This window comes from Paraburkholderia hospita (genome assembly GCF_002902965.1).
Taxonomy (GTDB): Bacteria; Pseudomonadota; Gammaproteobacteria; order Burkholderiales; family Burkholderiaceae; genus Paraburkholderia; species Paraburkholderia hospita.
Map to the genome: position 1 here is coordinate 1,115,482 of NZ_CP026106.1, position 25,389 is coordinate 1,140,870.

A 25,389-nucleotide genomic window follows, 5' to 3' on the forward strand; every position below is an offset into this window, starting at 1 on the left:
ATCGATCTTGTCCAGCGTGCGAGCTGGATGCGTGGCAGCGTGGTTAGCGCGTCCTTCGACGAAAAGCGCTCGCGGCGCTGGAGAATATTCTATGGCGTTCGAATCGCAGAGCTTCGCTGGACGAGACAGCGGATTGCTACGCGAAGATAGAGCCTCTTGCACAGAGCACTGTTCTCGAACGACGGCGCTGTCATACGCGTAAGGCGTAGCGAAGGTGACGAATGGACCAACCGATGGGAGGAGCGCCCGGCTCCGTCGAGAAGGCAGACGAGAAGCCATTCGCGCTTGCAGCTCCGCAGCTGTCGCTGCCTCACGGCGGCGGCGCCGTCCGAGGCATCGGCGAGAAGTTCGCGACCGAACCCGCCACGGGCACTGGCTCGCTCACCGTTCCGATCCGGGTGAGCAGGGGACGCAACGATTTCTCCCCCGAGCTCACGCTCTCCTACGACTCCGGCAGCGGAAATGGTCCGTTTGGAATGGGCTGGAGCCTTTCTGTCCCCGCGATCACGCGAAGGACCGACAAGGGACTGCCGCAGTATCGGGATGCAGACGATTCCGACGTGTTTGTGCTCTCGGGCGTCGAAGACCTTGTGCCGGTGTTCGGGAAGAATCCGGACGGGAGCTGGGCTCGTGATCCGCAAGGCCGTCTCGTTTTCGATGAAGAGCTGCGCGATGGGCACACGGTCAGACGTTACCGTCCACGCGTAGAAGGGCACTTTGCCCGCATGGAGCGCTGGACGCGCGTCGTCGATGGCGACGTCCATTGGCGCTCCATCTCGAAAGACAACATTCTCACGGTGTACGGGCGCACGAGCGCATCGCGCATCGCCGACCATGCGAAGGCAGCATGCGTCTTCAGCTGGCTGATGTGCGAAACCTACGACGACAAAGGCAATGCGATTGTCTACGAGCACGCCGCCGAGGATGACGCCAACGTCGATCTGTCACAGGTCAACGAACGCAATCGCCTTCGTTCGGCGAACCGATATGTCAAGTACATTCGTTACGGCAACCGGCGGCCGCTGCTCGTGGACGCGACGCTGCCCGGCTTTCGGCGCGCGCACGTTCCCGCGCCGGACTTCAGCACCGCCGGCTGGATGTTCGAGGTGGTCTTCGACTACGGCGAGGGCCACTACCAGGAGATGCCGCCAGACGCGAATGGCCGCATCTTCGCAAATGCCTCGTTAAAGCCGCCTGCTGGCGGGACATGGCCGCGGCGCCGCGACCCGTTCTCGACTTACCGATCCTGCTTCGAGGTGCGCAGCTACCGGCTTTGCCGACGAGTTCTGATGTTCCACCACTTCCCGGAGGAGCTGGGTGTGGAGGATTACCTCGTGCACGCGACCGAGCTGGGTTATCTCGAGAAACCCAATGGCTCATTCGTTTCGCAGATCGTTCAGTCAGGATTCAAGGCAGTGGCAGCGCTCGGCTATCTCAAGCAGTCGCTGCCCGCACTGGATCTTGAGTACTCGCGCAGCCCGCTCGACGATCTGACCCACGACCGCCTTCCCGTGCAGGAGGTCGCGGAGCCCGACGTTCACAACCTTCCCTCTGGCGTCGATGGCGACCGGTACCGCTGGGTCGATCTCGACGGCGAAGGTATTTCCGGTGTGCTCAGCGAGCAGGGCAATGGGTGGTTCTACAAAGCCAACCTTGGCAGCGGACAGCTCGGAACGACGGAGCGCGTTTCACTTCGCCCGTCGCTCGCCGAGCTGAGTCGCGCAACACAGCAGCTGCTGGACCTTGCGGGCGACGGCAACCTCGACCTGGTCGACCTCGAGGGGCCCTCGCCAGGCTTCTTTGCCCGAACAGATGAGGCGGGGTGGAACGCTTTCCGTACGTTCACAAGCCTGCCGAACATCGACTGGCAGAATCCGAACCTGCGTTTCGTGGATCTGACCGGCGATGGCCACGCAGATGTCCTCGTCACGGAAGAAGACGTGTTCTTCACCTGGCACGAATCCCGCGCCGAAGAAGGGTACGGGCCCGCCGCGCGCGTGTCGTTGCCGGTTGATGAGGAAGCAGGGCCCCGGCTGGTATTCGCCGATGGAACGCAGTCGATCTTTCTTGCCGACATGTCGGGCGATGGACTGACGGACCTCGTGCGCATCCACAAGGGCGAGGTGTGCTACTGGCCCAACATTGGCTATGGCCGCTTCGGCGCCCGCGTCACCATGGACCATGCGCCGCGCTTCGACGATGCCACGTCGTTCGATCCGGGCCGTATCCATCTCGCTGATGTCGACGGCTCGGGGCCAACCGATATTCTTTATCTAGGTCGTGACGGCGTTCGCGTCTATCTGAATCAGCATGGCAACGGCTGGTCTGAAGCGCGTTTGCTCAGTCGTGTGCCACACATCGACAATCTAACGTCTGTCGCAGTCGCCGATTTTCTCGGCCGCGGCACCGCCTGCCTGCTGTGGTCGTCACCGCTGGCGGCAGACGCGCGCAGGCCGCTTCGCTACCTCGATCTCATGGGCGGAGTAAAGCCACATCTGCTCACGACGGTAAGGAACAATCTCGGAGCGCAGACACACGTCGAGTACGCCTCCTCGACGCAGTTCTATCTGGCCGACAAGGCCGCCGGCACGCCTTGGATCACGCGTCTTCCGTTCCCCGTGCACGTCGTGACGAAAGTGGAGACGCGCGATCTCATCAGCGGCAATCGCCTGGTCACGCGTTCCGCGTATCACCACGGATACTTCGACGGTATCGAGCGCGAGTTTCGCGGCTTTGGGCGCGTCGACCGATGGGATGCCGAGGAGTTCGGAGCAGCAAGCGCTTTCCACGTGCCGCCAGCGTTGACGAAAACCTGGTTTCACACCGGCGCGTACTTCGCGGGCGAGCGCATTTCACGCTTGCTGGAAGACGAGTATTACCACGAAGGCGACGCGGACCAGCCCGGCAGCGAGCTGAGCCTCGCTCAGCAGGAAGCGATGCTGCTCGAAGACACCGCGCTTCCGGTGGGGCTTGCGGCAGAAGAAGTTCGCGAAGCGGTGCGCTCTCTCAAGGGCTCGGTCCTGCGGCAGGAGATTTACGCGGTCGATGACAAGGACGCTTCGGACCGGCCGTACCTCGTGTCTGAGCGCAACTACACCATCCGGCACATGCAGCCGCGCGGCGAGAATCGGCATTCGGTTTTCTTCACGCACGCACGCGAGACAGTCGAATTCCACTACGAGCGCAAGCTGTTTCCGGTGCTCAGCCAGAAGGTCGTCGATGCAGCGACCGCCGCCCTCGACCCTGCTACGCGCTGGCTCGCCGACCCCCGCGTCACGCAGACCGTGACGCTGGAAGTCGACGACTTCGGCAACGTGCTGCAGTCCGCGGTCATCAGCTATGGCCGTCGCTTCGACGACGTGAGCGATCCAGTGTTGAGCGATGCTGATCGAACAAAGCAGAAGCAGTCGCTCGTGACGGTGACTGAGTCGAGCGTTACAAATGTGGCGCTCGCCGCCAATGCGTGGCGCACGCCGTTGCCGGCAGTGTCCCGTACGTATGAGTTGATCAGACTACAGCCGAAGTCGAAGCAACCGGACATCACCAATCTCGTTCGTTTCGACGAGTGGGTTTCGACCGTGGCGCAGGCGGGAGATGGCGCGCACGACCTTTCCTATCACGATATCAACCCCAGCGGCGCAACGGGCGCAGGGGTGTATCGCAGGATCATCGAGGAGACGCGCACTCGATATCGCAGCAATGACCTCGCTCAATTGTTGCCCCTGCATACGCTGGAGGCGCTGGCCCTGACTGGAGAGAGCTACAGGCTGGCTCTTACCCCTGGCCTGTTGACCACGGTGTACCGGCGACTGCGTCCACCTCAGCCCATCGAGAACCTGTTGCCGGTTGCCGCAGACGTGCTGCCGGTGGATACGATGCACGAATCCGATCGCGGCGGATATGTGGACCTGGATGGCGATGGTCGGTGGTGGGTTCCTTCCGGTCGCTCGTTCTTTCATCCCGTGGAAGGCGCGTCTGCGGCCGTTGAGCTTGCGGAAGCCATCACGCATTTCTTTCTGCCGCGGCGACTCCAGAATCCTTTCAGACGCAGCGATTTCGTGGACTATCTGAAGGATCTGCTGCCTGCGAAGACTCGCGACGCCCTCGGCAATACCACCGAAGCGACGTACGACTGGCGTGTGCTGCAGCCGAGGGAATTGACCGACTTCAACGGCAATCGCTCGCTCGCCGCCTTCGACACGTTGGGTATGGCAGTCGCGATCGCCTTGTGCGGCAAGAGCACGGAGACACGGGGCGACTCGCTGGGCGGCTTCGGTGACTTCGATGCCGATCCGGCGCTCGCGCAACTGCAGGACTTCGTCGCTCGTCCCACGGACTTCAAGGCTGCGTTCCTGAAGAGCGCGACGCGTCGCTTCGTGTACGACCTTGGTCGCTTTCGCCGATGCGGCCAGCCGCCGCTCACGGCGACGGTGGTCCGCGAGACTCACGTGAGCGATGCGCCGCAGCCCACAAGCGTGCTGATCCAGGTGAGTTTCGTCTACTCGGACGGGTTCGGCCGCGAGCTACTCACGAAGGTTCCGGCGGAGCCCGGCGACGCGCCCCTTCGCGCCGTCCCCGTTGCGCTGCCGGGCGGGGACGTTCGCACCGGTGCTTTGGCGCTCAACGCCGGCGTGCCGGTGCCCGGTGCCACGAATTCCCGCTGGGTCGGCAAAGGCCGCACGCTCTACAACAACAAGGGCAAGCCGGTGAAGCAGTACGAGCCGTTCTTCAGTGGCACGCACCTGTACGAAGCCGAACCCGAGATGGCGCAGACCGGCGTTACGCCGATCGTGTTCTATGACGCAGTGGAGCGGGTTGTCGCCACGCTCCATCCGAATCACACCTACGAGAAAGTCGTTTTCGACCCGTGGCACGAGGAGAAGTGGGATGTCAACGACACGGTGAAGCTCACCAATCCTGCGACGGACTCCGATGTCGGCGAATTCTTTCAGCCGTTACCCACTGCTGACTACCTTCCCACCTGGTACTCACAGCGGATCGCGGGACTGAAGGGGCCGGATGAGCAAGCCGCGGCGCAGAGAGCCGCCGACCACGCTGCCACGCCCGAAATAGCGTATCTCGACACACTCGGTCGCCGCATGCTGACCATCGCCGATAACGGCAAGGATTCCGGCGGCGCGCCGGTGATGTACGCCACGCGCGTCACTCTGGACATCGAGAACAATCAGCGTGAGATAACAGACGCCAACGATCGCGTCGTCGTGCGCTACGACTACGACATGCTTGGCAATCGCATTCATCAGTCGAGCATGGAAGCGGGGCAGCGCTGGATGCTGGGTGACGTTGCGGGCAAACCGATCCGGGGTTGGGACTCTCGCGGGCATATGATGCGCACCGAGTTCGATGAGCTGCGACGCGCATCCCGTTCTTTTGTCATAGGTGCCGTTGCTGCCGATCCGGTCCGCGAAATCTGTTTCGAGCAGCGCCTGTACGGCGAATCAGCCGGCACCGGCCTCTCCGCTGCGCAGGTGCTGCAGTCGAATCTGCGCGGGAGGCTCTACAAGCAGCGCGACACGGCTGGCGTCGTCACGCACATGGCGTACGATTTCAAAGGGAACCTCCTGCGAAGCGCCCGCGAGCTGTTGCGGGACTACAAGAATCCGCCGGATTGGTCGCTCGCGACGCAACCCGCGCTGGAGGCGGAGATCTTCACGGGCAGCGTTCGATATGACGCGCTCAATCGTCCGGTGCAGGTGGTCGCGCCGCGCAGCGATCGGCTCAATGCACCGATCAACGTCATTCGTCCGGGCTACAACGAAGCCAGTCTGCTGGAGCGTGTCGATATGTGGCTGGGGCAGGCGGTCGAACCGCCTGGGCTGCTCGATCCGTCGTCGGCCAATCTTCACGCCGTCACGCAGATCGCCTACGACGCGAAGGGGCAGCGCACCGGCATCGACTACGGCAATGGCGTGTCGACGAGCTATTTCCACGACGAACAGACGTTTCGGCTGATGCGCCTGCGAACGCGCCGCGCCGCCGGTGGCGCGGCCGGGTCGGTCTTTCAGGACCTGTTCTACGCCTACGATCCCGCGGGCAACATCACTCACATTCGCGATGACGCGCAGCAGACGATCTACTTCAACGGTCAGATGGTCGCCCCGCAATGTGACTATGTGTACGACCCTGTGTACCGCCTGATCCGCGCAACCGGTCGCGAGCACATTGGGCAGCTCTCACAACCCCAGACCACCTGGGCGGACGAATTCCGCACCAATCGGCCACAGCCCGGCAATGTTCAGGCGATGCGCAACTACGCCGAACAGTATGTGTATGACGCTGTCGGCAACATCGAGCGATTGATCCATCAGGCAGGGAGCGGCAACTGGCAGCGTGCGTGTGCATATGGCGAAGCGAGCCTCATCGAGCCGCTGACTCGAAAGAGCAATCGGCTGAGCAGCGCGATGGTGAGCGGGTCCGCGGAAACGTTCACCTACGATGCGCACGGCAACACCACGGGCATGTCCCATCTCACGCTGATGCAGTGGGATTTCAGGGATCGACTGAGCGCCACTTCGCGCCAGGCGGGAGGCACGCCGGAAACCACGTTCCTCGCTTACGACTCCGACGCACGGCGCGTGCGCAAGGTCACCGAGCGACAGAACGGTACGCGCAAGTCGGAGCGGATCTATCTCGACTCGTTCGAGGTTCATCGCGAATTCGCCGCCAACGGTGTGGACGCGACGCTCGAGCGCGAGACGCTGCATGTGACGGACGACGAGCGGCGCATTGCGATGGTGGAGACGAGAACGCGCGGTGCGGACGCTTCTGCGTCGTTGCTCGTGCGTTATCAGCTCAGCAATCACCTTGGCTCTGCCTGCCTGGAGTTGGACGACGCGGCACGCGTCATCTCGTACGAGGAGTATTTCCCCTATGGGAGCACTTCGTATCAGGCCGTCGATCGGGCCATCAAGGCTGCAGCGAAGCGATATCGATTCACCGGCCGGGAGCGTGACGAGGAAACAGGCTTTTGCCACTGCGCGCGCAGGTACTACATCCCGTGGCTCGGCCGGTGGGCGAGCTGCGACCCAGCCGGAATAGTCGATGGCACCAATCTCTTCCGATATGCACGTGCCAATCCGATCATCTTCACTGATGCGTCGGGCACTCAGTCGAAGCTGCAACTCACAATGCCGAAGCCACGGACCTACGCGGACTATCAGGACTCGGTCAAGCGCGGCAATGCGGCGCCCGCGGGGCAAGTCAAACTCCCAGCGAAGACAGACGTGAATGTGTTGACGCCGGCTCAGCGCGCGGAGCTTCAGAAGCCGCAGCCTGCTCCCGACACGCCGGACAAGCCGTGCCTCGTCGAGCCGCCTCCGGACAAACCGGCTCCCGCCGTCTCGCCGGTGCCGTCAACGGCTGAAATGCCTACGCAGACACCGCACAGCAAGCCGGTGGGCCCCGCGCGTCAAGAGCCCGACCCGGATCGGACGAAGAAGGATCCGAGCCTGGCGCTCGCGCCCGATCCGAATCCGAAGCCGCTGCCGGAGCGTTCGACCGGCGTAGGGGTCGACCCCAATGCCGACCCGGCCGCACGCGTCTCGCAGTCCAATTCGTCGAGCGCTACACGATCGGCGGACGAGAGCGATGTGACCGATCAGCCCGTCGTCAACGAGAAGCTCGACCGGCTGCAGGACAAGGTCGAGGCCGACACCAGGAAAGATTTCGGCGAGGGTGGTCAGATTGCGCTCGGAATCGGTGGACTCGGAATCGTCGGTGGCGCGGTAGCGGGAATGCAAACCGATCCCGAGAGTCCCGCCGGCAAGTCCGCCATCAAGAAGAAAAAGCTGGTGCTGGTGCTAAAGCTGCCCGTGGTCGGAAGAACGAAGGTCCGGGTGTGGAACGACTTCAGCCCCGAGCCGCCGCGGCCCGACCCGAGCAACCCACCGGTTCCCGGAGTCGGCTTCCCGGGTGCGCCCACGATCAAGGGCGGCTTCGAGCTCGAGTTCAAGTTCAAATAGTTTTGACCACCGCAAACACGGCGGCAGGGAACAGTCATGAACAAAGTCATCGCGCCACTGAAGCCAGCCATGCAAGGTCCCGCAGTCGCGGATCTGCAGAACGCCTTGCAGGCGTTGCTCGAGCGAGGCGTCGTGCTCATCGACGACGCGCACGGTCGCCAGCAGTTCTCCCTGACCTTGCAGCGTGAGCGTGCGGGGCAGACTTACGGTAGCGTCACACGCAAGCTCGTGGCCGTCTTTCAGCAGGAACGGCAACTCGTCGTCGGCGCGCAGAACGAGGGCAACGTCGATGAGCCGACGGCCGTTGCCATCAACAGCATGCTTCGCCAGCTGGGCCTGCTGAGCGATGAGCCGGCGACTGGCGGGTTAGTCTGCAAAGTCAGTGGAACTGTGCGTTTCGCCGATGGCCTGCCGGCACCGCGGTTGAGGGTTCTGGCGTTCGATCGCGATTTGCGCAGCGAGCAAGCGTTGCGGCCCAGTGAGGTGGGCGAGCCAACGCAGACCGACCGCGATGGCAAGTACGAGATTGGCTACTTCGCGTCGCAGTTTCGCGCTGGTGAAAAGCTCACCGCCGATGTCGTCGTCAAGGTGCTCTCCGCGGACGGCGCCGTTCTCGCCGTTTCGCCGGTGCTCTTCAATGCCGCGCCTGCCGCCGTGGTGGATGTCACCATCCCGGCGCACGCGCTGAAATCGCCCACGCTGTTCGAAAGAATTCGCGATCAACTCGCACCGCTCCTCGGGAACGTGACACTCGCGCAGCTGGAGGAAGACCGCGAGCATCAAGACGTCAGTTTTCTCGCTGGCGAGACCGGCCTTGTGCGCGAGGACATCGCGCGTTTCATCATGGCGCACCGCCTGGCGCAGCCCGGAATACAGCCCGAGTTCTGGTTCGCGCTGCTCGGAGGCGTCTCGTTCCCGATCGGCGAGAGCCAGAATCTCGGTGAGCGCATCAGTGCGATCGTGGATTTTCTCCCGACGCTTGACGCCAACGCGGTGAACAAGGCGCTCGTCGTCGGCTTTAACCGGCGCGAGATTCCCGAGGCGTTGCGCTCACGCGCAGCACAGTGGGTTGAGGCCTTTTTGCAGTTGGTCTCGGGCCGCTCGCAGGGGAACTCTCCGACGGTGGCGTTTGCTCGCGCTGCGCTGGCAGAGGCTGGCGTCGAGGACGCGGGGAAGCAGGGCGCTTTCATACGCCTGTTCAACGAGCACCGGGCGTTCACGCCCGAACTGCTGAAGGCGCTGGAAGCGGAAGGCTCATTCACGCCGGAGCAGATTGCCGAGCTGCACTCGTCGTTCCAGCTTGCGGAGCTGACGCGGGGCGATTTCTCCGTGGTCGGGCTGCTGAAGCGGACGGAACAGATTCATCGCCCCGAGCAGATTCGATCGCTCGCGAAGAAGAGCGTCACCGAGTGGGTCGAGCTGGTGCGCTCGGGCCACGCAGCGGGAGAGATCACGCTTCCCATCAGCTTCGCGAGCGCGAACCCGAACGCAAGTGCGGGCGAGGCGAAGCCGGATGCGGCCGAAGTCTACGGCCAGTCGCTCGAACGCCAGTTCCGCGAAGCATTTCCGACTGCTGCGTTCTCCGGTGGTCTCACGCGCGCCATTCAGTCCGGCGAGGTTCGCGGACTGCGTCAGCCTGAGCAACTGAGCCGCTTCCTCGAGCGCCACGAGAGCTTCGAGCTGCTGCGCACGCCCATCGACGAGTTCCTGGATCGTGGCGCCGATTCCACGGTCGCGCCCATCGCCGGCGACAAGGTCTTTCGCCAGGAGCTGAAGGCCGTGCAGCGCGTCTTCAAGCTCGCACCCGATTTCTCCGCTACACAGGAACTTCTCGCCGATGGCCTGCGCTCGGCGCAGCAGGTTTATCGCGTAGGCCAGAGTGAGTTCGTTCGCGACTATGCGAGCCGCTCGGGTTTCACTGAGGCCGGCGCGCGCCTCGCGTGGAACCGTGCGGCCAATACTCACGCGGCGGTGCTCACGGTCGTCACGGACCTGAAGAGCCTCGACGCGCAAGCCCTGCCTCAGGCGCTGAAGAGCGCGCCGGCGCCGCTCGGCAATTTTCCGAACTGGAACAATCTTTTTCAGAGCGGCGACCTCTGCGAATGCGAGCAATGCCGCTCGGTGCTGAGCCCTGCTGCGTATTTCGCCGACCTGCTCATGTTCCTGAAGGACCGCAAGTCCACCCTGCCGGCAAAGAGCGTCAAGGACATCCTGTTCGCCCGCCGGCCCGACCTCGGATATCTCGAGCTCAATTGCGGGAACGCCCTGACGCCCATGCCCTACGTCGATACGGTGTGTGAGGTGCTGGAAGATGTGGTGGCGGCGGGGAAGAACGATCTCGCGCTTGCCGGTTTCACCGCGATGCCCGTGGATCACGTTGCCGCCCACGCCGCCGTCGCCGCCGCGTTTGCGGCGGAATCGATTGATCTGGGCGACGATTTCACGGTGAGGCAGGTCACCGCAACCGATCCGGACCGCTGGGTCGTTCACGCAGAGAGCGTGACGTATCTGCTGAAGAAGAAGGGCACGCCCGATTTCTTCGCCGAGATCCTGCGCAACACCAAAGCCAGCGCCGATGAGCTGCGCGCCTTTCCACAGTACGTCAACGCAGAAGCCTACAAGGCGCTGCGGGGTGTGAAGTGCCCGTTGACCCTGCCGTTCGATCTCTTCGCCGAAGAGATCCGCGCCGCTTTTCAGAAGAGTAATCTGCAGCGTTGGGATCTGATGCGCGCGCTGCGCGGTGCCGCCGCTCCGAACAACGCAACGGATGGCGAGATCGCGTGCGAGTACTTCGGCATCAGTGTCGATGCCGCTGCGCCCTTCGATGAGCGGCGACTCGTGCTGCTCGCCGATACGACCGTCGGCGGGCAGCAGGCGGTCTGGGGTGAGAGCGGGGCGGGCTGGCTCGGCCTCGTCGGCAATGTGAGGAACTTCCTGCGCAAGACGAGCCTCGAGTACGAGGAGCTGCTCGCGCTGCTCGATCTGAAGTTCATCAACCCGGGCGGTGCGCTCCACATTCACCATCTGGACGCGTCGTGCGACACGGACAGGAAGGTCATCGAGATTCTCGACGCCCCGAGGCTCGACGCTATCCATCGCTTTCTGCGGTTGTGGCGCAAGCTCACGGGCTGGCGCATGTGGGAACTCGATCTCGTGATCGCAGACCCTGCGATTGGCAATGGCACCCTCGACGAGGCGTTCCTGATCAATCTGTTTCATTTCTCCCGCCTGAAGAAGCGGCTGGGGGACAAGGTGACGGTCGAGCAGGTCTTTGCCCTGTTCGGCAATCTCAACACGACCACGACATTCACGGCTCTCTACGACAAGCGCGCGGATGCGCACTACCAGGGTCTGTTCCTGAACAAGCGCGTCGTTGATCCGCTCGACGCGGCCTTTCAGCTCGACCAGGTCACGCTCGATCTTCCCGCAGGCCAGACGCTCACGGCCCATCACCCCGTGCTGCTCGCGGCGCTTCGGGTCCGTGAGGCCGATCTGAACGTTCTGAAGGGGCTGACGAAAGCCTCCGACGGCCTCGCCTACATCAACGACGACCTCACGCTCGCCAATCTCTCATTCCTCTGGCGTCATGCGTGGTTGTCGAAATCGTTGCAGCTGAAGTCGGATGAATGGCGGACGGCGCTGAAACTGCTCCAGCACGACATCGAGCGCTTTGCCACGCCCCAGGCTGCCTGGCAGTTCGTCGAGCAGATCGATCAGCTGCGGGCCCTCGGCCTGAGCGTCGATGAGCTCAACTGGCTGCTCGCCGCGGACACTTCAGCGAAAGCTGCAGTCCGGGAGACGGACACGTCACGCTTTTTCACCGCGCTGCGCAAGGATCTGCAGACCATTCAGGCGCAGCTCGACCCCGCGCAGTACGAGTTTCTGACAGCGACCCCGCCGAGCGATAGCGAACGGCTCGCAGGCCTCCTGCTCACGCTTGTGCAGAAACTCGGCCGCGACGAGGCCGGCGCGCAGCAATTCATCGCGGCGCTGCGCGACGAGATCGTGCAGGAAAAAATCGTGGGGACGCTACCCTCGGGTTTCAACTTTCCCGCGGCAATCACCGGCGCGCCGAACGAGATCGCGATCCGGTACGAGCCGATGTTGCGATTCACCGGCGCGATGAGCGCGGCTCAGTGCACGATCCTGCTAAACGATGCCACGCTCGCCGCAGTGACAGGCAAGCCCGGGTATCAGCAGGCGATTGCGGACCTCTTCGAGAGACCCGGCTCCGCGCGAGTGAGCGACCTGCCAACGAGCTTCACCTTCCCGGCGACGATCACGGGCGCGCCGAACAACATTCCCATTCGCTATGAGCCGGTCCTGCGGCTCACGGGCGTGCTGACGACAGCGCAGAAGAACACGCTGCTCACGAGCGCGATATTGGCGCCCGTTACGGGAATTGGGGCGTACAAGGAGGCCATCGAGGAGTTCTTCGCGACCCCGCGGCTGGCGTTCAAGTTCTTCGAACCGATCTTCACGGCGCCGCTGCGCGACCTGCCCGCTGCCGTCGATTTCCGGCTGCTCCCGGATGCGGCGCTGGCTCTCAGGATTTCCTACGATTCCGAGCGTCGCCTGCTGCGCTTGAGCGGATTGTTGTCGAGTGACGAGAAAGTCGCGCTCGATGCACTGTCCGCGGACGCCGACTACCGGAACGCGGTCAACAGCATTGCCAGCCAGCCGGCATCTATTGCGCCGCCGGACGAGCGCATCTGGTTGCTCGATGCCGATCTGAAGTTTCCGCTGCGAGACCTCGACACGCCAGCCAAGGACAATCTGCCGGCAAATCTCGCGCTGGCGGTCACGAAGGCGCTCGCATATTTGTCGAAAACGTCATCGCAGCAGGCCGTCGTCACTCAGGTGAGCGCTCAACTCGAGCTCACGGAGGCAGTCGCACAACGGCTGATGACCGCGTATGCGATCTTGCCGGATACGCTGCTCAAGCACTTTTCGGAAGTCCTGCCCACGACTTCTGGCGTGGTGGACTACGCCACGTTGCAGACGACCTTCGATGGATGGTTCTGGGCGTCCCGGCTCGCGAAGCTGCTAAAGAAGTGGGCGCTCTCGCTCAATGAGTGGGAGCGGCTGGACGAACTGACGGCCCCTTCGAAGCTGCTCGATCCGCAGACCTTGCCGATCAACAGTCTCGCGGCAATTGCCTCCGTGGAAGAGCTCGTGAGAACGAGCCGCCTGCTGCGCCTTCACGGCTCGCTGCCCGAGCCCGGAATAACGCTGCTGGAAGTGCTGCAAAAGCTGAACGCGGGCTCGTATGCAGCGCTCGCCGATTTCGCGCTCGACGTGCAAGGCGTCAACGACGCCTGGCTTGCCTCGGAGGTCGAGGCGCTGATCGCAGCGGTGGACGCAGCCTATCCCGCGGACTATCTGCTCGCGGAGACGTGGGAGCGCATGAGGCGCGCCTTCGATTTCGGCAATCAGCTCAACGCGGGCGTTGGCACCGTGAAGACGTTCGCCGCTGCGGCGATGACGCTCACGCATTCCAGCACGTTGCGCGGGCTGTTGCGTTCGCAGCTCGGCACCGAGGCGGCATTGCAGCTGATCACGGAGATTCAGGATGGGCTTCGCGAGCGCAAGCGCGACGCGCTGTGCGCCTGGCTGCTGGCGCAGCCCATGCCCGCCGATGCGCCGAGCGGCAAGTGGGAGAACACCAACGACTTGTATGCCTACTATCTGCTCGATGTGCAAATGTGTTCGTGCCAGCTGACGAGCCGCCTCGTGCAGGGCTCTGGCTCCGTGCAGTTGTTCGTGCAGCGATGCCTGATGGGGCTCGAGCCGCACGTGAAAGTCGAGATGGACGGCGACTTCGGGGACACGGCCTGGCGCTGGTGGAAGTGGATGAGCAAGTATCGCGTGTGGGAGGCGAACCGGAAAGTCTTCCTGTGGCCGGAGAACTGGATCGAGCCGGAGCTGAAGATCGACCGCTCGGCGTTTTTCCGGGATCTGGAGAACGAGCTTCTGCAGAACGAGGTGAATCCGCTCACCGTCGAGACGGCCTATTCGAACTACCTCGAAAAGCTCGACGGCGTGGCTCAACTGGAGATCGCGGGGTTCTATCAGGAGGACGACGCCGACGAGACGATCCTTCATGTGCTCGGCCGCACGCACAATACAGAGCCACATCTGTATTACTACCGTCGTTTCGACTACCGGCAGTGGAGCGCGTGGGAGAAGGTCGAGCTGGACATCAAGGGCGACTACCTGATTCCGGCGGTCATCAACAAGAGGCTGTTCCTGTTCTGGCCGGTCTTCACGGAGGTGCCCGACGAGTCAGGCAACAGCAGCGTCGCCGTGCCAAAGGGCGGTGAGCCCAGCGCCGATCTTCCGAAGACCCGAAAAACGCTCAGGATGCAGATGGCGGTGAGCGACTACCGGCAGGGCGCCTGGACGCCCAGCCGCGTCTCGACGGACTTCGAGGGCGGGCTGCAGAGCCACGACGTCGAGATTCACAAGACGCATTACACGTTCCATGCCATCGACAAGAGCACGATCGACGGCACGTTCACCTTGCAGCACCGCGGTCACAGCGTCGACAACAACGGCGGGATTCTCGACTGGCAGAATTTTCTGCTGGCCGCAATGATCGGCGCCTTCGACGTAACCGGATGCAAAGGCGTTCCCGTGCGGATCGACCGGGAATACGCCGAGGAGTTCGTGCACGCCATCCGTCCGCAGCGCGCGGCAACAGGTGGCGGCAAGTACGCATACGACACCATTCTCGCGAAATGGCGCGAGCAGCCCGTTCGAGACGACGCGCCTCAGAACGACCTGACGCTGGTCAATCAGTTTCCGGGCCTGGAACCGCTGCTCCATGCACCGGTGCTCATGCAGACACCGGATCTCTTCAACTACACGCCGCCGTGGCATCTGTCGTATTTCGATCGACTGATGCTGGACGGAAATTATGCGGTACGCACTGGATACCGCTACATGGGACGGGTGCTGGGCACCTGGCTGCCCTTCTTCTACAACGACAAGAGGCGCACGTTCTTCGTGCTGCCCTCGCTCGGCGTGCCGGCCGATCGGGCAACCGGGCAACCCGCGGTGCGCAAGTACTACCCGGAAATCAAACGGGACATCCGGTTGTGGGAGTCCTATTTCGAAGGGCTCGTGCTCGGGTGGCTCGGCACGATCGACCTCACGACGTGGCCGCTCGCGCTACGGGATGCCGTTTCGCAGACGCTCGCTTCGCGATTCCCGGACGTGGCGCCGCCGCCCTACACGGACGAGCAGCTCAAGGCGCTGATGCTTCGCTCGCTCATGCGCTTTTTCCATTACTACCTAGGCATCTGGTCGCTCGGGTTCTTCCAGTTCCGACAGTTCCACTTCAGGAATTTCTATCACCCGTTCGTGTGCGACTTCCTGAAGCTCGTGGACAATCCGCTCAAGGGCATTCCCGCATTGATGAGTCGCGAGACCCAGCTGCGGGACACAGGTTTCAGCTTCAATCAGACCTACCAGCCCACCGTCTGGGTAGTCGAGCCGGGCAAGGAGAAGCTGTATCCGCGCGAGATGGTGGATTTCACGCCCGACGGCGCCTACTCGATCTACAACTGGGAGCTGTTCTTCCATGCGCCGCTGCTGATCGCGAACTCGTTGAGCCGCAACCAGCGGTTTGCGGAGGCGCGCGACTGGTATCACTTCATCTTCAACCCGATCGGGCGGGAGAGTGCGAAGCCTGGCGCATCGGCGGTTAGCAAATACTGGATCACGAAGCCGTTCTTCGAAACGACGGATCTGCAGTATGTGCAGCAACGCATCGAAAACATCATGCGACTGCTGGCAGGGGACACGGGCGCACCGGGCTATTCGGCGCAGGCACTGAAGGATCTGGAAGACCAGGTGCGCGACTGGCGCACCCACCCGTTCGAGCCGCACCGGATCGCAAGCTATCGCACCGTCGCGTACCAGAAAACGGTGGTGATGAAGTACCTGGACAACCTGATCACGTGGGGCGATTATCTCTTTCGCCAGGACAGCATGGAGAGCATCAACGAGGCGACACAGCTCTACATTCTCGCGGCTGAGCTGCTCGGGCCCGCTCCGAAGCGCATGCCGCCGCAAGTCAGGCCGCCGCTCGAGACGTTCAACGAGCTGGAGGACAGCTTCGGCGTCTTCTCGAACGCACTGGTCGAAGTGGAGAACCTGATTCCCCCGCTCGGGGGCGATGCGCCTGACGGGGCAGACGCTGCGCCGCTTCCCGTGCTGTATTTCTGTATCCCGCACAACGAGACGTTGCTCGGCTACTGGAGCACGGTCGCCGACAGGCTCTACAAGATCCGGCATTGCATGAACATCGAAGGCGTGGTCCGGCAGCTTGCGCTGTTCGAGCCGCCAATCGATCCGGCGCTGCTGGTCAAGGCAGTCGCGGGAGGTCTCGATATCGGCAGCGCGCTCGCCGGTCTCAACGCGCCGCTGCCTCTGTATCGTTTTTCGGTGCTGCTCCAGAAGGCAAACGAAGTGTGCGCGGACGTGCGCTCCCTCGGAGCGGAACTGCTCGCGGCGCTGGAAAAGAAGGACGCGGAATCGCTCGCGCTGCTGCGCCAGACACACGAGATTCGCGCGCTCGAAGCAGTAAAGAGTGTGCGCGAGCAGCAGATCGCAGAAGCCTCGAGTACCCTGGAAGGCCTGAAGAAGACCCACGAGCAGGTCACGATCCGGCGCGACTACTACCAGAGCATCGAGAAGATCAGCGCCGCAGAGAACCTGCATCAGCGGAAGCTGGAGGAAGCGCTGGTCGCGCAGCAGATCTCGCAGGCCATCAACATTGCCGCGTCGGTTGCGCATGTCGTTCCTTCGTTCGACATCGGCGCCGCCGGCGTCGGTGGTTCACCCCGGGCGGGCGTCAGTTTCGGTGGGCCGAATGTCGGCAGCGCCCTGCAGGCGGCCGCGGGTGCATTCAGCTTCTGGGCGAATGTCGAGACCTACAACGCGAATAAGGCCTCGATCAACGCAGGCCATGAGCGGCGCTGGAGCGACTGGAAACTGCAGGAACAGCTTGCCAGCAAGGAACTCGAGCAGCTCGACAAATCCATCGCTGCCGCCGAAGTGCGCCTGGCGATAGCCGGCAAGGAGCTCGAGAATCAGAAGCTGCTTATCGAGAACGCGCGATCGCTGGATGACTTCATGCGATCGAAGTACACCAACCAGGAGCTGTATCAGTGGCAGGTCAGCCAGATATCGGGCGTGTACTTCCAGTGCTACCGGCTGGTATATGACCTTGCGACTCGCGCGGAACGGTGCTTCCGCTTCGAGCTCGGCCTTGCGGACAGCAGTTTCATTTCCTTCGGCTACTGGGACAGCCTCAAGAAGGGGCTACTGTCCGGCGAGCGCATGCAGTACGACCTGCGTCGCCTCGAAAGCGCGTGGATGGAGCGCAATCGGCGCGAGTTCGAGCTGACGAAGCACATCTCGCTGTCGCTCCTCGATCCGCTGGCGCTGCTGAAGCTGCGGGAAACGGGTCGGTGCTTCATCAGCCTGCCGGAGGAGATCTTCGATCTCGATTATCCCGGTCACTATTTCCGCCGCATCAAGTCTGTGAGCCTCACGTTGCCTTGTGTAGTGGGTCCCTACACGACGGCGAACTGCACCTTGCGGCTGCTCAAGAACAGCATCCGCACGAGCGCATCGATCGGGAGCGGCTATGCGCGCAACGTCGACGATCAGGGCATGCCGGCTGACGACGATCGGTTTATCGAGAGCAACATTCCGGTGAAGGCGATCGCTGCGAGCAACGCACAGAACGACAGCGGAATGTTCGAGCTCAACTTCCGCGACGAGCGGTACTTGCCTTTCGAGGGAGCAGGCGCGCTGAGCGACTGGTCGCTCGAGCTGTTCAGCGATCTGCCGGCGAACAATCCGGACCCGACAAAGCCCGATTTCGGCCGGCCGCTTCGCCAGTTCGACTACGAAACGATCAGCGACGCCATCCTGCACGTGAAGTATTGCGCGCGTGAGGATGCAGGCCCGTTCAAGAATGCGGCGATTGCCCACCTGCGGGAATACCTTGCACGCGACGAGGCGGTGTCGTCCTTGCGCATGCTCGATCTGCGGCGGGAATTCCCGAACGCGTGGCATACCTTCCTCAATCCGACAAATCCCGCGAACGGCAACGTTCTGGAGCTCGAGATGGCGCCTCGCCTGTTCCGGACCCTCGATATGGGAAAGACGCTCAAGGTGAACAAGTTGTGGTTGCTGGCACGGTGTACCAATGCGGGCGGATACGCCGCCGTGCTCACAGCGCCTGCGCCAGCAGCACCGGTCGCTGCGAATCTCGTCAGGTTGAACGTGTACGGGGAACTGCACTTCGCCCAGAAGGACGTCGTCGATCTCGAGCTGGCGCCCACGGGCCCGCCCGCGACGTGGCAATTGAAGGTGAGCCCGCCGCATCCCGGCCTGTTGCAAAAGGACCCTGTCACTCAGACGAGTGAAGTGGAAGACGTCTATCTGGTGCTGGGATACGAATGGCGGGTGGGTGGTGGCACATGAAGAGCTGGATTCGTTGGCCGATGTTGGCGCTCCTGGATACGGCTAATGGTGTTCAGGGATGATGCTAATGGATCTTCTGCTGCTCCCGATATGTTCACTTTGCAGGTTGATCGTCATTTTGCCTCGATGTCAGAGAAGGCCGCTGGTTGGATCAACGACCAATCACTTCCCCGAGCAAGTTACAGTAGCAGGCCGCTGTGACGTTCTGAGATCCGATCAAAGCTGATCGAAGCTTTGCGGCGTCATTTGAGTTATCCAACGGATCGCTTTATAGGCGATCCTGGTCACGAAAGAGACATCCGGTCTCAGGAATGCCGGATACCGCTGTCTTGATTTGAATGCCTACGCGCAACGCTTCTGAACGCTTTCGCGAACGACATCTGCGCAGCAGGTTGAAACGGAACGGCTAGCGCATGACTAGCGCCAAAAACAGGAAAGCCTCGCTTATACCTCTTCCTCGTCGTCGCGCACAAAATTCCGTACTTTCCTTAAGCTTTTACGCCAGGAGATATAAAAATGGGCACGGGTTTTGGTCTGCGCCCCTATATCAGCCTTGCCCGCTTGGCATTCCATCAACACGTCAGATGAAGGGTCCCTTTCTTTATCTGCAGCATCGACGTGAGGGGCCCACGGTAGTGTCGCGATAAGGATGGCGTGGCGAGTTGAATCAAAATCAATAGGAATGCTTACATCAGCAGCGAATAGAACCGGCCGGCAACCGTTCGGGCGCTGCCATCGTCATTCAACTGTCCCTTGCGGATCATATGCATGATTTCAATGCCCGAAAGGATGATGCGCGCGCACCGGAAATCCTTGAAGCCCATCATCGGCCTGATGATGCGTTTGATGGCGCGGTGATCCTGCTCGACCACGTTGTTCAGGTACTTGTTCTGCCGGATCAGGATGGGCGTTTGCCGGTCAGCGTTGATGGCTTCGAGCGCGGCGAGGTTGGCGCCACTCTTGTCGACGGTGATTACCTCTGGCTCGCCATTCCGGTCGATTGCCTTCTCAAAATAGCGCCGCGCGGCCACCTTGTCGCGACGGGCGCACAGCAGGAAATCCACAGTATTGCCGTCCCTGTCCACTGCGCGGTATAGATATTTCCATTGCCCCTTGACCTTGACGTAGGTCTCATCCATCCTCCAGCTCCCGCCGACAGGACGTTTGTGCTTGCGGAACGCCTTTTCGAACAACGGCACCAGCTTGATCACCCAGCGATGTACGCTCGAATGGTCGACCTCGAACCCCCGTTCGGCCATCATTTCCTCGAGGTCGCGCAGACTCAGCGAATACGCCACGTATCAGCGCACACACAGCAGGATCACGTCCAAGGGATAGTGCAGCCGTTTCAGCACCCGGGCGATGCCCGGCGGCAGTGTCGTGCGTGGCGTCTTTGTCATCCAGGAAATCATGTTCGTCGACCAAAGTCGGTTCGCGAATTCTACCCACGACGCCTTATTGCGACACTGCCCCCTAACCTTCTTTGACAAAGGTAAGCGTCCACAACCGCTTCGTCGGTTGGTGGTCCGGGGCGAGACACTCAACCGATTTTTTTGAACGTGGCCTCATACAGGGTTCGTTTCGGCTCGGCAAACACTCTCCGTACCATCGGTTCGAAGAACTCTAACGGCAGCGTTTCCGCATCCGGATCGAAGGCCGCCGCGTCATAATTCTCACAGAAATGCGCGGTACGTTTGAACAACTCCGGCACGTCGCGATAATTATCACGCAGATTGTGGTCCATGCCCATGTGATGGAAGAAGTAATACCCCTGGAAGATCCCATGGTGCTTGACCATTCAGTAATTTTCCGCGCTGACGAATGGCTCCAGCGCGGTGGACTCGGACTCCTTCTTCAGGTGCTCAAGCTTGCCCCACGGCCGTGACCAGTTCGACCATCACGGCGAAAAGCGCTGCCGTTTAAGTGCGCCGTTTCTGCACAATACACACCTGTTCTTCCACTCTGTTGAAAAGCAGCAGTTTCAGGCGCGGAGAAAAAATCTTGTGCCGAGAAGCCAGCAACAGGGGCGATATATAAGTCTGCCGGTGTCGCCGCACGGATTGCCAATGTTGCAGATCTCCAGGTGCCGAAAACCAAACCCCGAGCTTTTCCGGTTACGCCGGTTTCCGGCAGCGCCCCTGTAATTGCAACGTAAGAGATGACCGCATTGCTTAAACCCGGCTGATCGCCGCCCAACCCGATGAGTTCCGTCGGCAAGACTTTGGTCAGCATTGGCGACAGGTTGCCAGACACCGCTTTCTCCTTGATTCGCTATCCACGCGCAGGAATTTCGCTCGCGGCGCAAACCCTGCGCAATACCCGTTCTTCAGAATCTGACCCGTAGCCCAGCGCTTGCGAGGAACTGTTTGTTCGTCGCGGAGGCGCCGCCGCTACCTTCGATGAACGCACCACTAAATATCGTCCCTGTCGCGCCGGTGACGTGTTGATATTCACACATGAGGTAGACGTCCGTACGCTTGGACAAGGCGTAGGCAGTCAGCAAGTTGAACTGGCTCCATCGCGGCTTTGCGCTGATTGCCGCGTTCGAATAGCGTCCGTCGGTGAACGTGTACGATCCGGAGATGCCCCATGAAGGCGTGATCAGATAACTGGCATTGATTTCGTAGTTGACGAAGCGCAGATTGGTCGGTGTGCCCGTTTGAGCCGGAGCCAGCGAGGATCCAATGTTCACACCGGTTGCGTCAGCAACAGTTGTCTGGGTCCAGACGAATCCGAAATTAGCGGCGCCCAGCGCATAGCTCGCGCCCGCCCCCCAAACCCGTTGTTTGCTTCCGTGGAACGTTGCATCCCCCGACGCGGTTGAACCGTCGAGCGCACCTGTTGCACCGTTACCGGGCTGATCAAGTTGCATGTATGCGGCGCTTAGCGATACCGGCCCGTTTTTGTAGGTAGCGCCGGCGCTGTATGCGCGATTGACGGCGAACCCACTGGCCTGGTTAGAGAACGCATACAGTCCGCCAAACTTCAGGCCTTGATAGTCGACACTGGCGTATTTGATCGAGTTGCTGAGGCGAAAGAAATCGGAGATGTTGTCGTTGTCGAATGGGTGGGCGAATTCAAGTCCGCCATAGAAGGTCTGCGCCAGGCTTCGAGGTCCAAGATAGTCGACCACGGAGTCATATTGGCGGCCGAGCGTTACTGTGCCCGCTTGGGAACTCGATACACCGACCCACGCTTGCCTTCCGAACAGGCGCCCTCCCTGCTGCAGTTTCCCGTTTTGTCCCGAGTAACCGTTTTCAATCTTGAATAGCGTCTTTAGACCCCCGCCTAGATCTTCGGTCCCGGTAAGACCCCACCGGTCGCCGACAATGTTGCCCGTCGACGCCATCCACGCACTGTGTCCAACATTTGGCGCAGTCCTCTGGTTACTCACATAAGATATCCCGTTGTCGAGAATCCCGTAAAGGGTCACGCTACTCTGGGCATGTGCCGCGATGCTGACACAACAACTCGCGGTGATGAATGCGATCCGTTTCAATTCAATGTCTCCTCGTCACTTTTGATAGACAGGACAGCAGGCGCTGTCCTGTCATCGGGCCGCTTTAGCCTTGCAGGCGATTGGCGTCGCGGTTAGTCGCTCAGGCGGCGCCTTGATTTCGGCATCATCGAGAGCAGCACGCTGTCCCGATCGATGAAGTGATGTTTAAAGGCCATGAGAATGTGACCGGCAATCAGCACGGCCGTCGCGTAGGCGATCACCATGTGCGCGGGGCCTAGTGACGCGGCAATAGCGGTGTTTTTGGCGAGAATGGGCGGAAGATCAAAGAGGCCTGCAACGGGAACTGTGAAACCCGCAGCGGATGTCCACGCCCACCCGGTCAACGGTAAGCCGAACATACATACGTACAGCAGTATTTGACCTGCAGCCGCCGCAGCGCGGGCCTGCTTCGACATCGTGAGCGGGGCTTCTGGCGGGCGGTGACTGAGTCGCCAGAGGACGCGCGCCGCGAGCAGGAACAACGTGACGGTCGCGATCGACTTGTGGACTATCACGCTGCCGGTTTGAATCTTCTGCGACAAGGTCAGCGTGGAGGAGTAGTACCCAACGATCCACGCCGCAAAAATGACAGCCGCCATCATCCAATGGAGCGCCTTCGCGGCGCCCGTGTATTCCGTGTTTGCCATTGCAGTCTCCTGTGGTGGTTAATCGTTTTGGGCGACCCCGGCTGCCAGGTGGCGCGGACTCTGCTGGTAGTGATCGACAGGCACGCGTGCCGGTAGCGCGCAGCAGGGCCGGTTGGGCGCGGGAGGGGCGACCTGGAACCCACTGTGGCTTCGATCCCAATGGGCCCCGGTGTAATTTCCCCTCGGCGCCCCGCCATTGGTCGAGGCGCTGACCGTCTGGGTAAAACCCGCTCGAACTTCTCCTGGAATCACATCCATCTCCTGGATACGCTGCAATTCCTGCTGCTCCGGACGCTTTCATCGCCTCGCAGTCGGCCGCCGTTGCCCGAATCAAAAATGTCGTTCATAATAAAAAATGTCGACATTCAAAGCGTGTCGAGACTATCGATTTTCTTTAAATCCCCGTGAATAGGTGTTTACTCGGCCAAGCAAACGAGTAACATTCACTTAAAATGTCGTCATTGTCGGATTGAAAGGAGAGACCGTGACTGATGCAACCGAACTGGGGGCCCGCGATAAGGCGAGCCCCGAAGTCGAAGGAACGGGCAACAAAAGCCGCTCGCTTTACGCTTTTGAGGTGATCAGGGCGGACATTCTTGAGGGCAGGCTAATGCCGGGATCAAGGCTGCATTCGGTCATGCTGGCCGAACGATTGGGTATCAGTCGCGCAGCCGTACGCGAAGCGCTTTCACGCCTGGCGTCCGAGGGACTGGCCCAGTCGTTCGACCAGCGCGGGTTCCGCGTCACGCCGGTGTCGCAGGAGGACTTGAAGGACTTGACGCGCGTGCGGATCGAAATTGAGAGCCTTGCTATCAAGGCATCGATCGAGCGTGGCGACGCTGCATGGGAAGGCGCCATCGTGGGCGCGTTTCATGAATTGCAGCGGGCTACGCCTGCAGAGCAGCGGCACCTGCAGCCGTTGATGGGCGACTGGTCCGCCGTGCATCAGCGCTTTCACGGCTCGCTGGTCGCTGCCTGCGGGTCACCGCGATTGCTGTCCATACGTGAGGCGTTGATAGAGCAGTCCGAGCGCTATCGAAAACTGTCGGTGTCGTATCACCCCGGCGAGCGCAATCTGAACGAAGAACACAAGCAGATCATGGAAGCTGTGATCGATCGCGATGTGCCCGCCGCATTGGCATTGGTTGCCCGCCATTTCAACAAGACGACGAAGATTCTTCTGGAAGGTCCTGTTGTATCCGCTAATACGGATCGTCCCGCATCATGAGCGCGTTCAAGGTTACGCTCAGCTTCGACAACGGCCCCGAGCCGGAAGTCACGCCCTTTGTGCTCGATGTGCTTCGCCTGCACGACGTTCAGGCGACATTCTTTGTATTGGGCGAAAAACTCCAGGATGGAACGCGTAAGCCTTTGTTGCGCCGTGCGCGTGAAGACGGGCATTGGATTGGCAATCACACTTTCGCTCATGTGCCCCTGGGCACGACGCCCGATCGCGCGACTGCGGAGTTTGAAATCGGACGCACGCAGGAGTTGATCGGCGACGATGCGCATGAGAGCAGGCTGTTCCGTCCGACCGGCGGAGACGGCTCGATTGGCCCGTCACTGCTGAGTGCTGCAGCGGCTAATTATCTAAAGGACGGCGGCTACAGCATCGCGCTCTGGAATGCCGTGCCGGAAGACTGGCTCTATCCGGATGGTTGGGTTGACACAGCAGTGAAGCAATGCGTTTCACTGGAGCATGCCGTCGTCGTTTTGCACGATTTGCCGACGGGTGCCATGCATCACCTCGCTCGTTTCATCGAGGAAATCCGCGCGCGTGGAGGTCACTTCGTCCAGGCGTTTCCGGAGTCATGCGTGCCCTTGAACAAGGGCGTCGAGCGAAGCCCGTTGACGCCGTACGTCGCTGACCCAGCATTTTTATCTACCGAGGAGTGTTAACTTGCGACTGGTAAGCTTTATTGCCGATGAACGGCAAGCCGTCGGTGTCGTAGCCGATGACGTCCTTATCGAACTTGAGGGTGTGAAGTCGCTAAAAGCCCTCTTGTCGAACACAACCGACAATCTGCAAGCGACAGTCGCAGCGAAAGGCCGGGAAGGCCGCAGGTACTCGCTTGAAGAGGTCACCCTGTTGCCGGTGATTCCGGATCCAGACAAGATCATCTGTATCGGGCTGAACTATCGCGCGCACCAGGTCGAGTCGGGTTTTGAGGCTCCGAAGTATCCTCCCGTCTTCACGCGGTTCGCAAATAGTCAGGTTGGCTCCCGGCAACCGCTGGTTGTTCCGAAGGTATCCGAAGATTTCGACTACGAAGGCGAGCTCGCGGTCGTGATTGGAAAGTGCGGTCGCCACATTCCGGTTGCGGACGCAGCCGATTACATCGCCGGCTACAGCTGCTACAACGACGGCAGTCTGCGGGATTATCAGTGGCATACGTCGCAGTTCGGGCCGGGTAAGAATTTTGTCGCGACGGGCGGCTTTGGCCCATGGCTAGTGACGCCAGACGAGGCTGGAGATCCCGACGATATGACGCTCGTAACGCGCCTGAATGGCCGCGTCGTTCAGCAATCACCAGTGTCCGATCTTATTTTTTCGATTCCGGAAATCATCGCTTACTGCTCGACATTTACCGAACTCGTTCCAGGCGATGTAATCGTGACTGGAACGCCGAGCGGCGTGGGCGCCTACCATCAGCCGCCCCTCTGGATGAAGGATGGCGACATGGTCGAGGTCGAGATATCCGGCGTCGGTATCTTGCGCAACCCGGTGATCGCCGAGTGAAATAGCGCAGCGCTCGTG

Annotated in this window: 8 protein-coding genes and 2 pseudogenes; 5 read left to right on the forward strand and 5 right to left on the reverse strand. The window is 61.3% G+C overall.

Annotated elements, in window-relative coordinates; genetic code table 11:
• Window positions 1–221: 221 nt before the first annotated feature.
• Together C2L64_RS23425 and C2L64_RS23430 are read left to right on the forward strand one after the other, a co-directional pair.
• Window positions 222–7,982 carry a SpvB/TcaC N-terminal domain-containing protein gene (locus tag C2L64_RS23425; protein ID WP_007589939.1) on the forward strand — a complete coding sequence of 2,587 codons (7,761 nt, stop codon included), beginning with the start codon at window positions 222–224 and terminating at the stop codon, window positions 7,980–7,982.
• Between the two features lie 36 nt (window positions 7,983–8,018).
• On the forward strand, window positions 8,019–18,485 hold the full coding sequence (locus tag C2L64_RS23430; RefSeq protein WP_007589937.1) for a Tc toxin subunit A-related protein: 10,467 nt from the start codon (window positions 8,019–8,021) through the stop codon (window positions 18,483–18,485).
• Window positions 18,486–19,171: 686 nt separating this feature from the next.
• Here the strand turns inward: C2L64_RS23430 and C2L64_RS23435 are convergent.
• From C2L64_RS23435 to C2L64_RS23450, 5 genes and pseudogenes are all read right to left on the reverse strand, one after another.
• Window positions 19,172–19,885, reverse strand: a pseudogene (locus C2L64_RS23435) (IS6 family transposase).
• Window positions 19,886–20,025: 140 nt separating this feature from the next.
• Window positions 20,026–20,316, reverse strand: a pseudogene (locus C2L64_RS23440) (phosphohydrolase); the annotation flags it as partial.
• A gap of 23 nt (window positions 20,317–20,339) precedes the next feature.
• A complete protein-coding gene (locus C2L64_RS53360; protein WP_131542681.1) occupies window positions 20,340–20,738 on the reverse strand; it encodes a hypothetical protein in 399 nt (132 codons plus the stop codon).
• A 73-nt stretch (window positions 20,739–20,811) separates the two neighbouring features.
• Window positions 20,812–21,984: a porin gene (locus C2L64_RS23445; RefSeq protein ID WP_007589934.1), complete on the reverse strand. Its 1,173-nt coding sequence runs from the start codon at window positions 21,982–21,984 to the stop codon at window positions 20,812–20,814.
• A 92-nt stretch (window positions 21,985–22,076) separates the two neighbouring features.
• On the reverse strand, window positions 22,077–22,631 hold the full coding sequence (locus C2L64_RS23450) for a cytochrome b (protein ID WP_007589932.1): 555 nt from the start codon (window positions 22,629–22,631) through the stop codon (window positions 22,077–22,079).
• Window positions 22,632–23,100: 469 nt separating this feature from the next.
• On the opposite strand from C2L64_RS23450, the gene C2L64_RS23455 reads away from it, so the two are divergent.
• From C2L64_RS23455 to C2L64_RS23465, 3 genes are read left to right on the forward strand one after another with little or no spacing between them, the layout of a single operon-like run.
• Window positions 23,101–23,859, forward strand: coding sequence for a GntR family transcriptional regulator (locus C2L64_RS23455; RefSeq protein ID WP_238554795.1), 759 nt, complete (start codon window positions 23,101–23,103; stop codon window positions 23,857–23,859).
• The gene (locus tag C2L64_RS23460) at window positions 23,856–24,530 is read left to right on the forward strand and encodes a polysaccharide deacetylase family protein (RefSeq protein ID WP_007589930.1); all 675 of its coding nucleotides are present in this window, start codon (window positions 23,856–23,858) and stop codon (window positions 24,528–24,530) included. The genes C2L64_RS23455 and C2L64_RS23460 overlap by 4 nt, the downstream gene beginning before the upstream one ends.
• 1 nt (window position 24,531) lies before the next feature.
• A complete protein-coding gene (locus C2L64_RS23465; protein WP_007589929.1) occupies window positions 24,532–25,371 on the forward strand; it encodes a fumarylacetoacetate hydrolase family protein in 840 nt (279 codons plus the stop codon).
• Window positions 25,372–25,389: the final 18 nt, after the last annotated feature.

Bases quoted from the DNA above. Each gene is read 5' to 3' on its own strand.
- C2L64_RS23450 (WP_007589932.1), bottom strand. From the start codon at position 22,631: ATGGCAAACACGGAATACACGGGCGCCGCGAAGGCGCTCCATTGGATG.
- C2L64_RS23460 (WP_007589930.1), top strand. From the start codon at position 23,856: ATGAGCGCGTTCAAGGTTACGCTCAGCTTCGACAACGGCCCCGAGCCG.
- C2L64_RS23430 (WP_007589937.1), top strand. From the start codon at position 8,019: ATGAACAAAGTCATCGCGCCACTGAAGCCAGCCATGCAAGGTCCCGCA.
- C2L64_RS23425 (WP_007589939.1), top strand. From the start codon at position 222: ATGGACCAACCGATGGGAGGAGCGCCCGGCTCCGTCGAGAAGGCAGAC.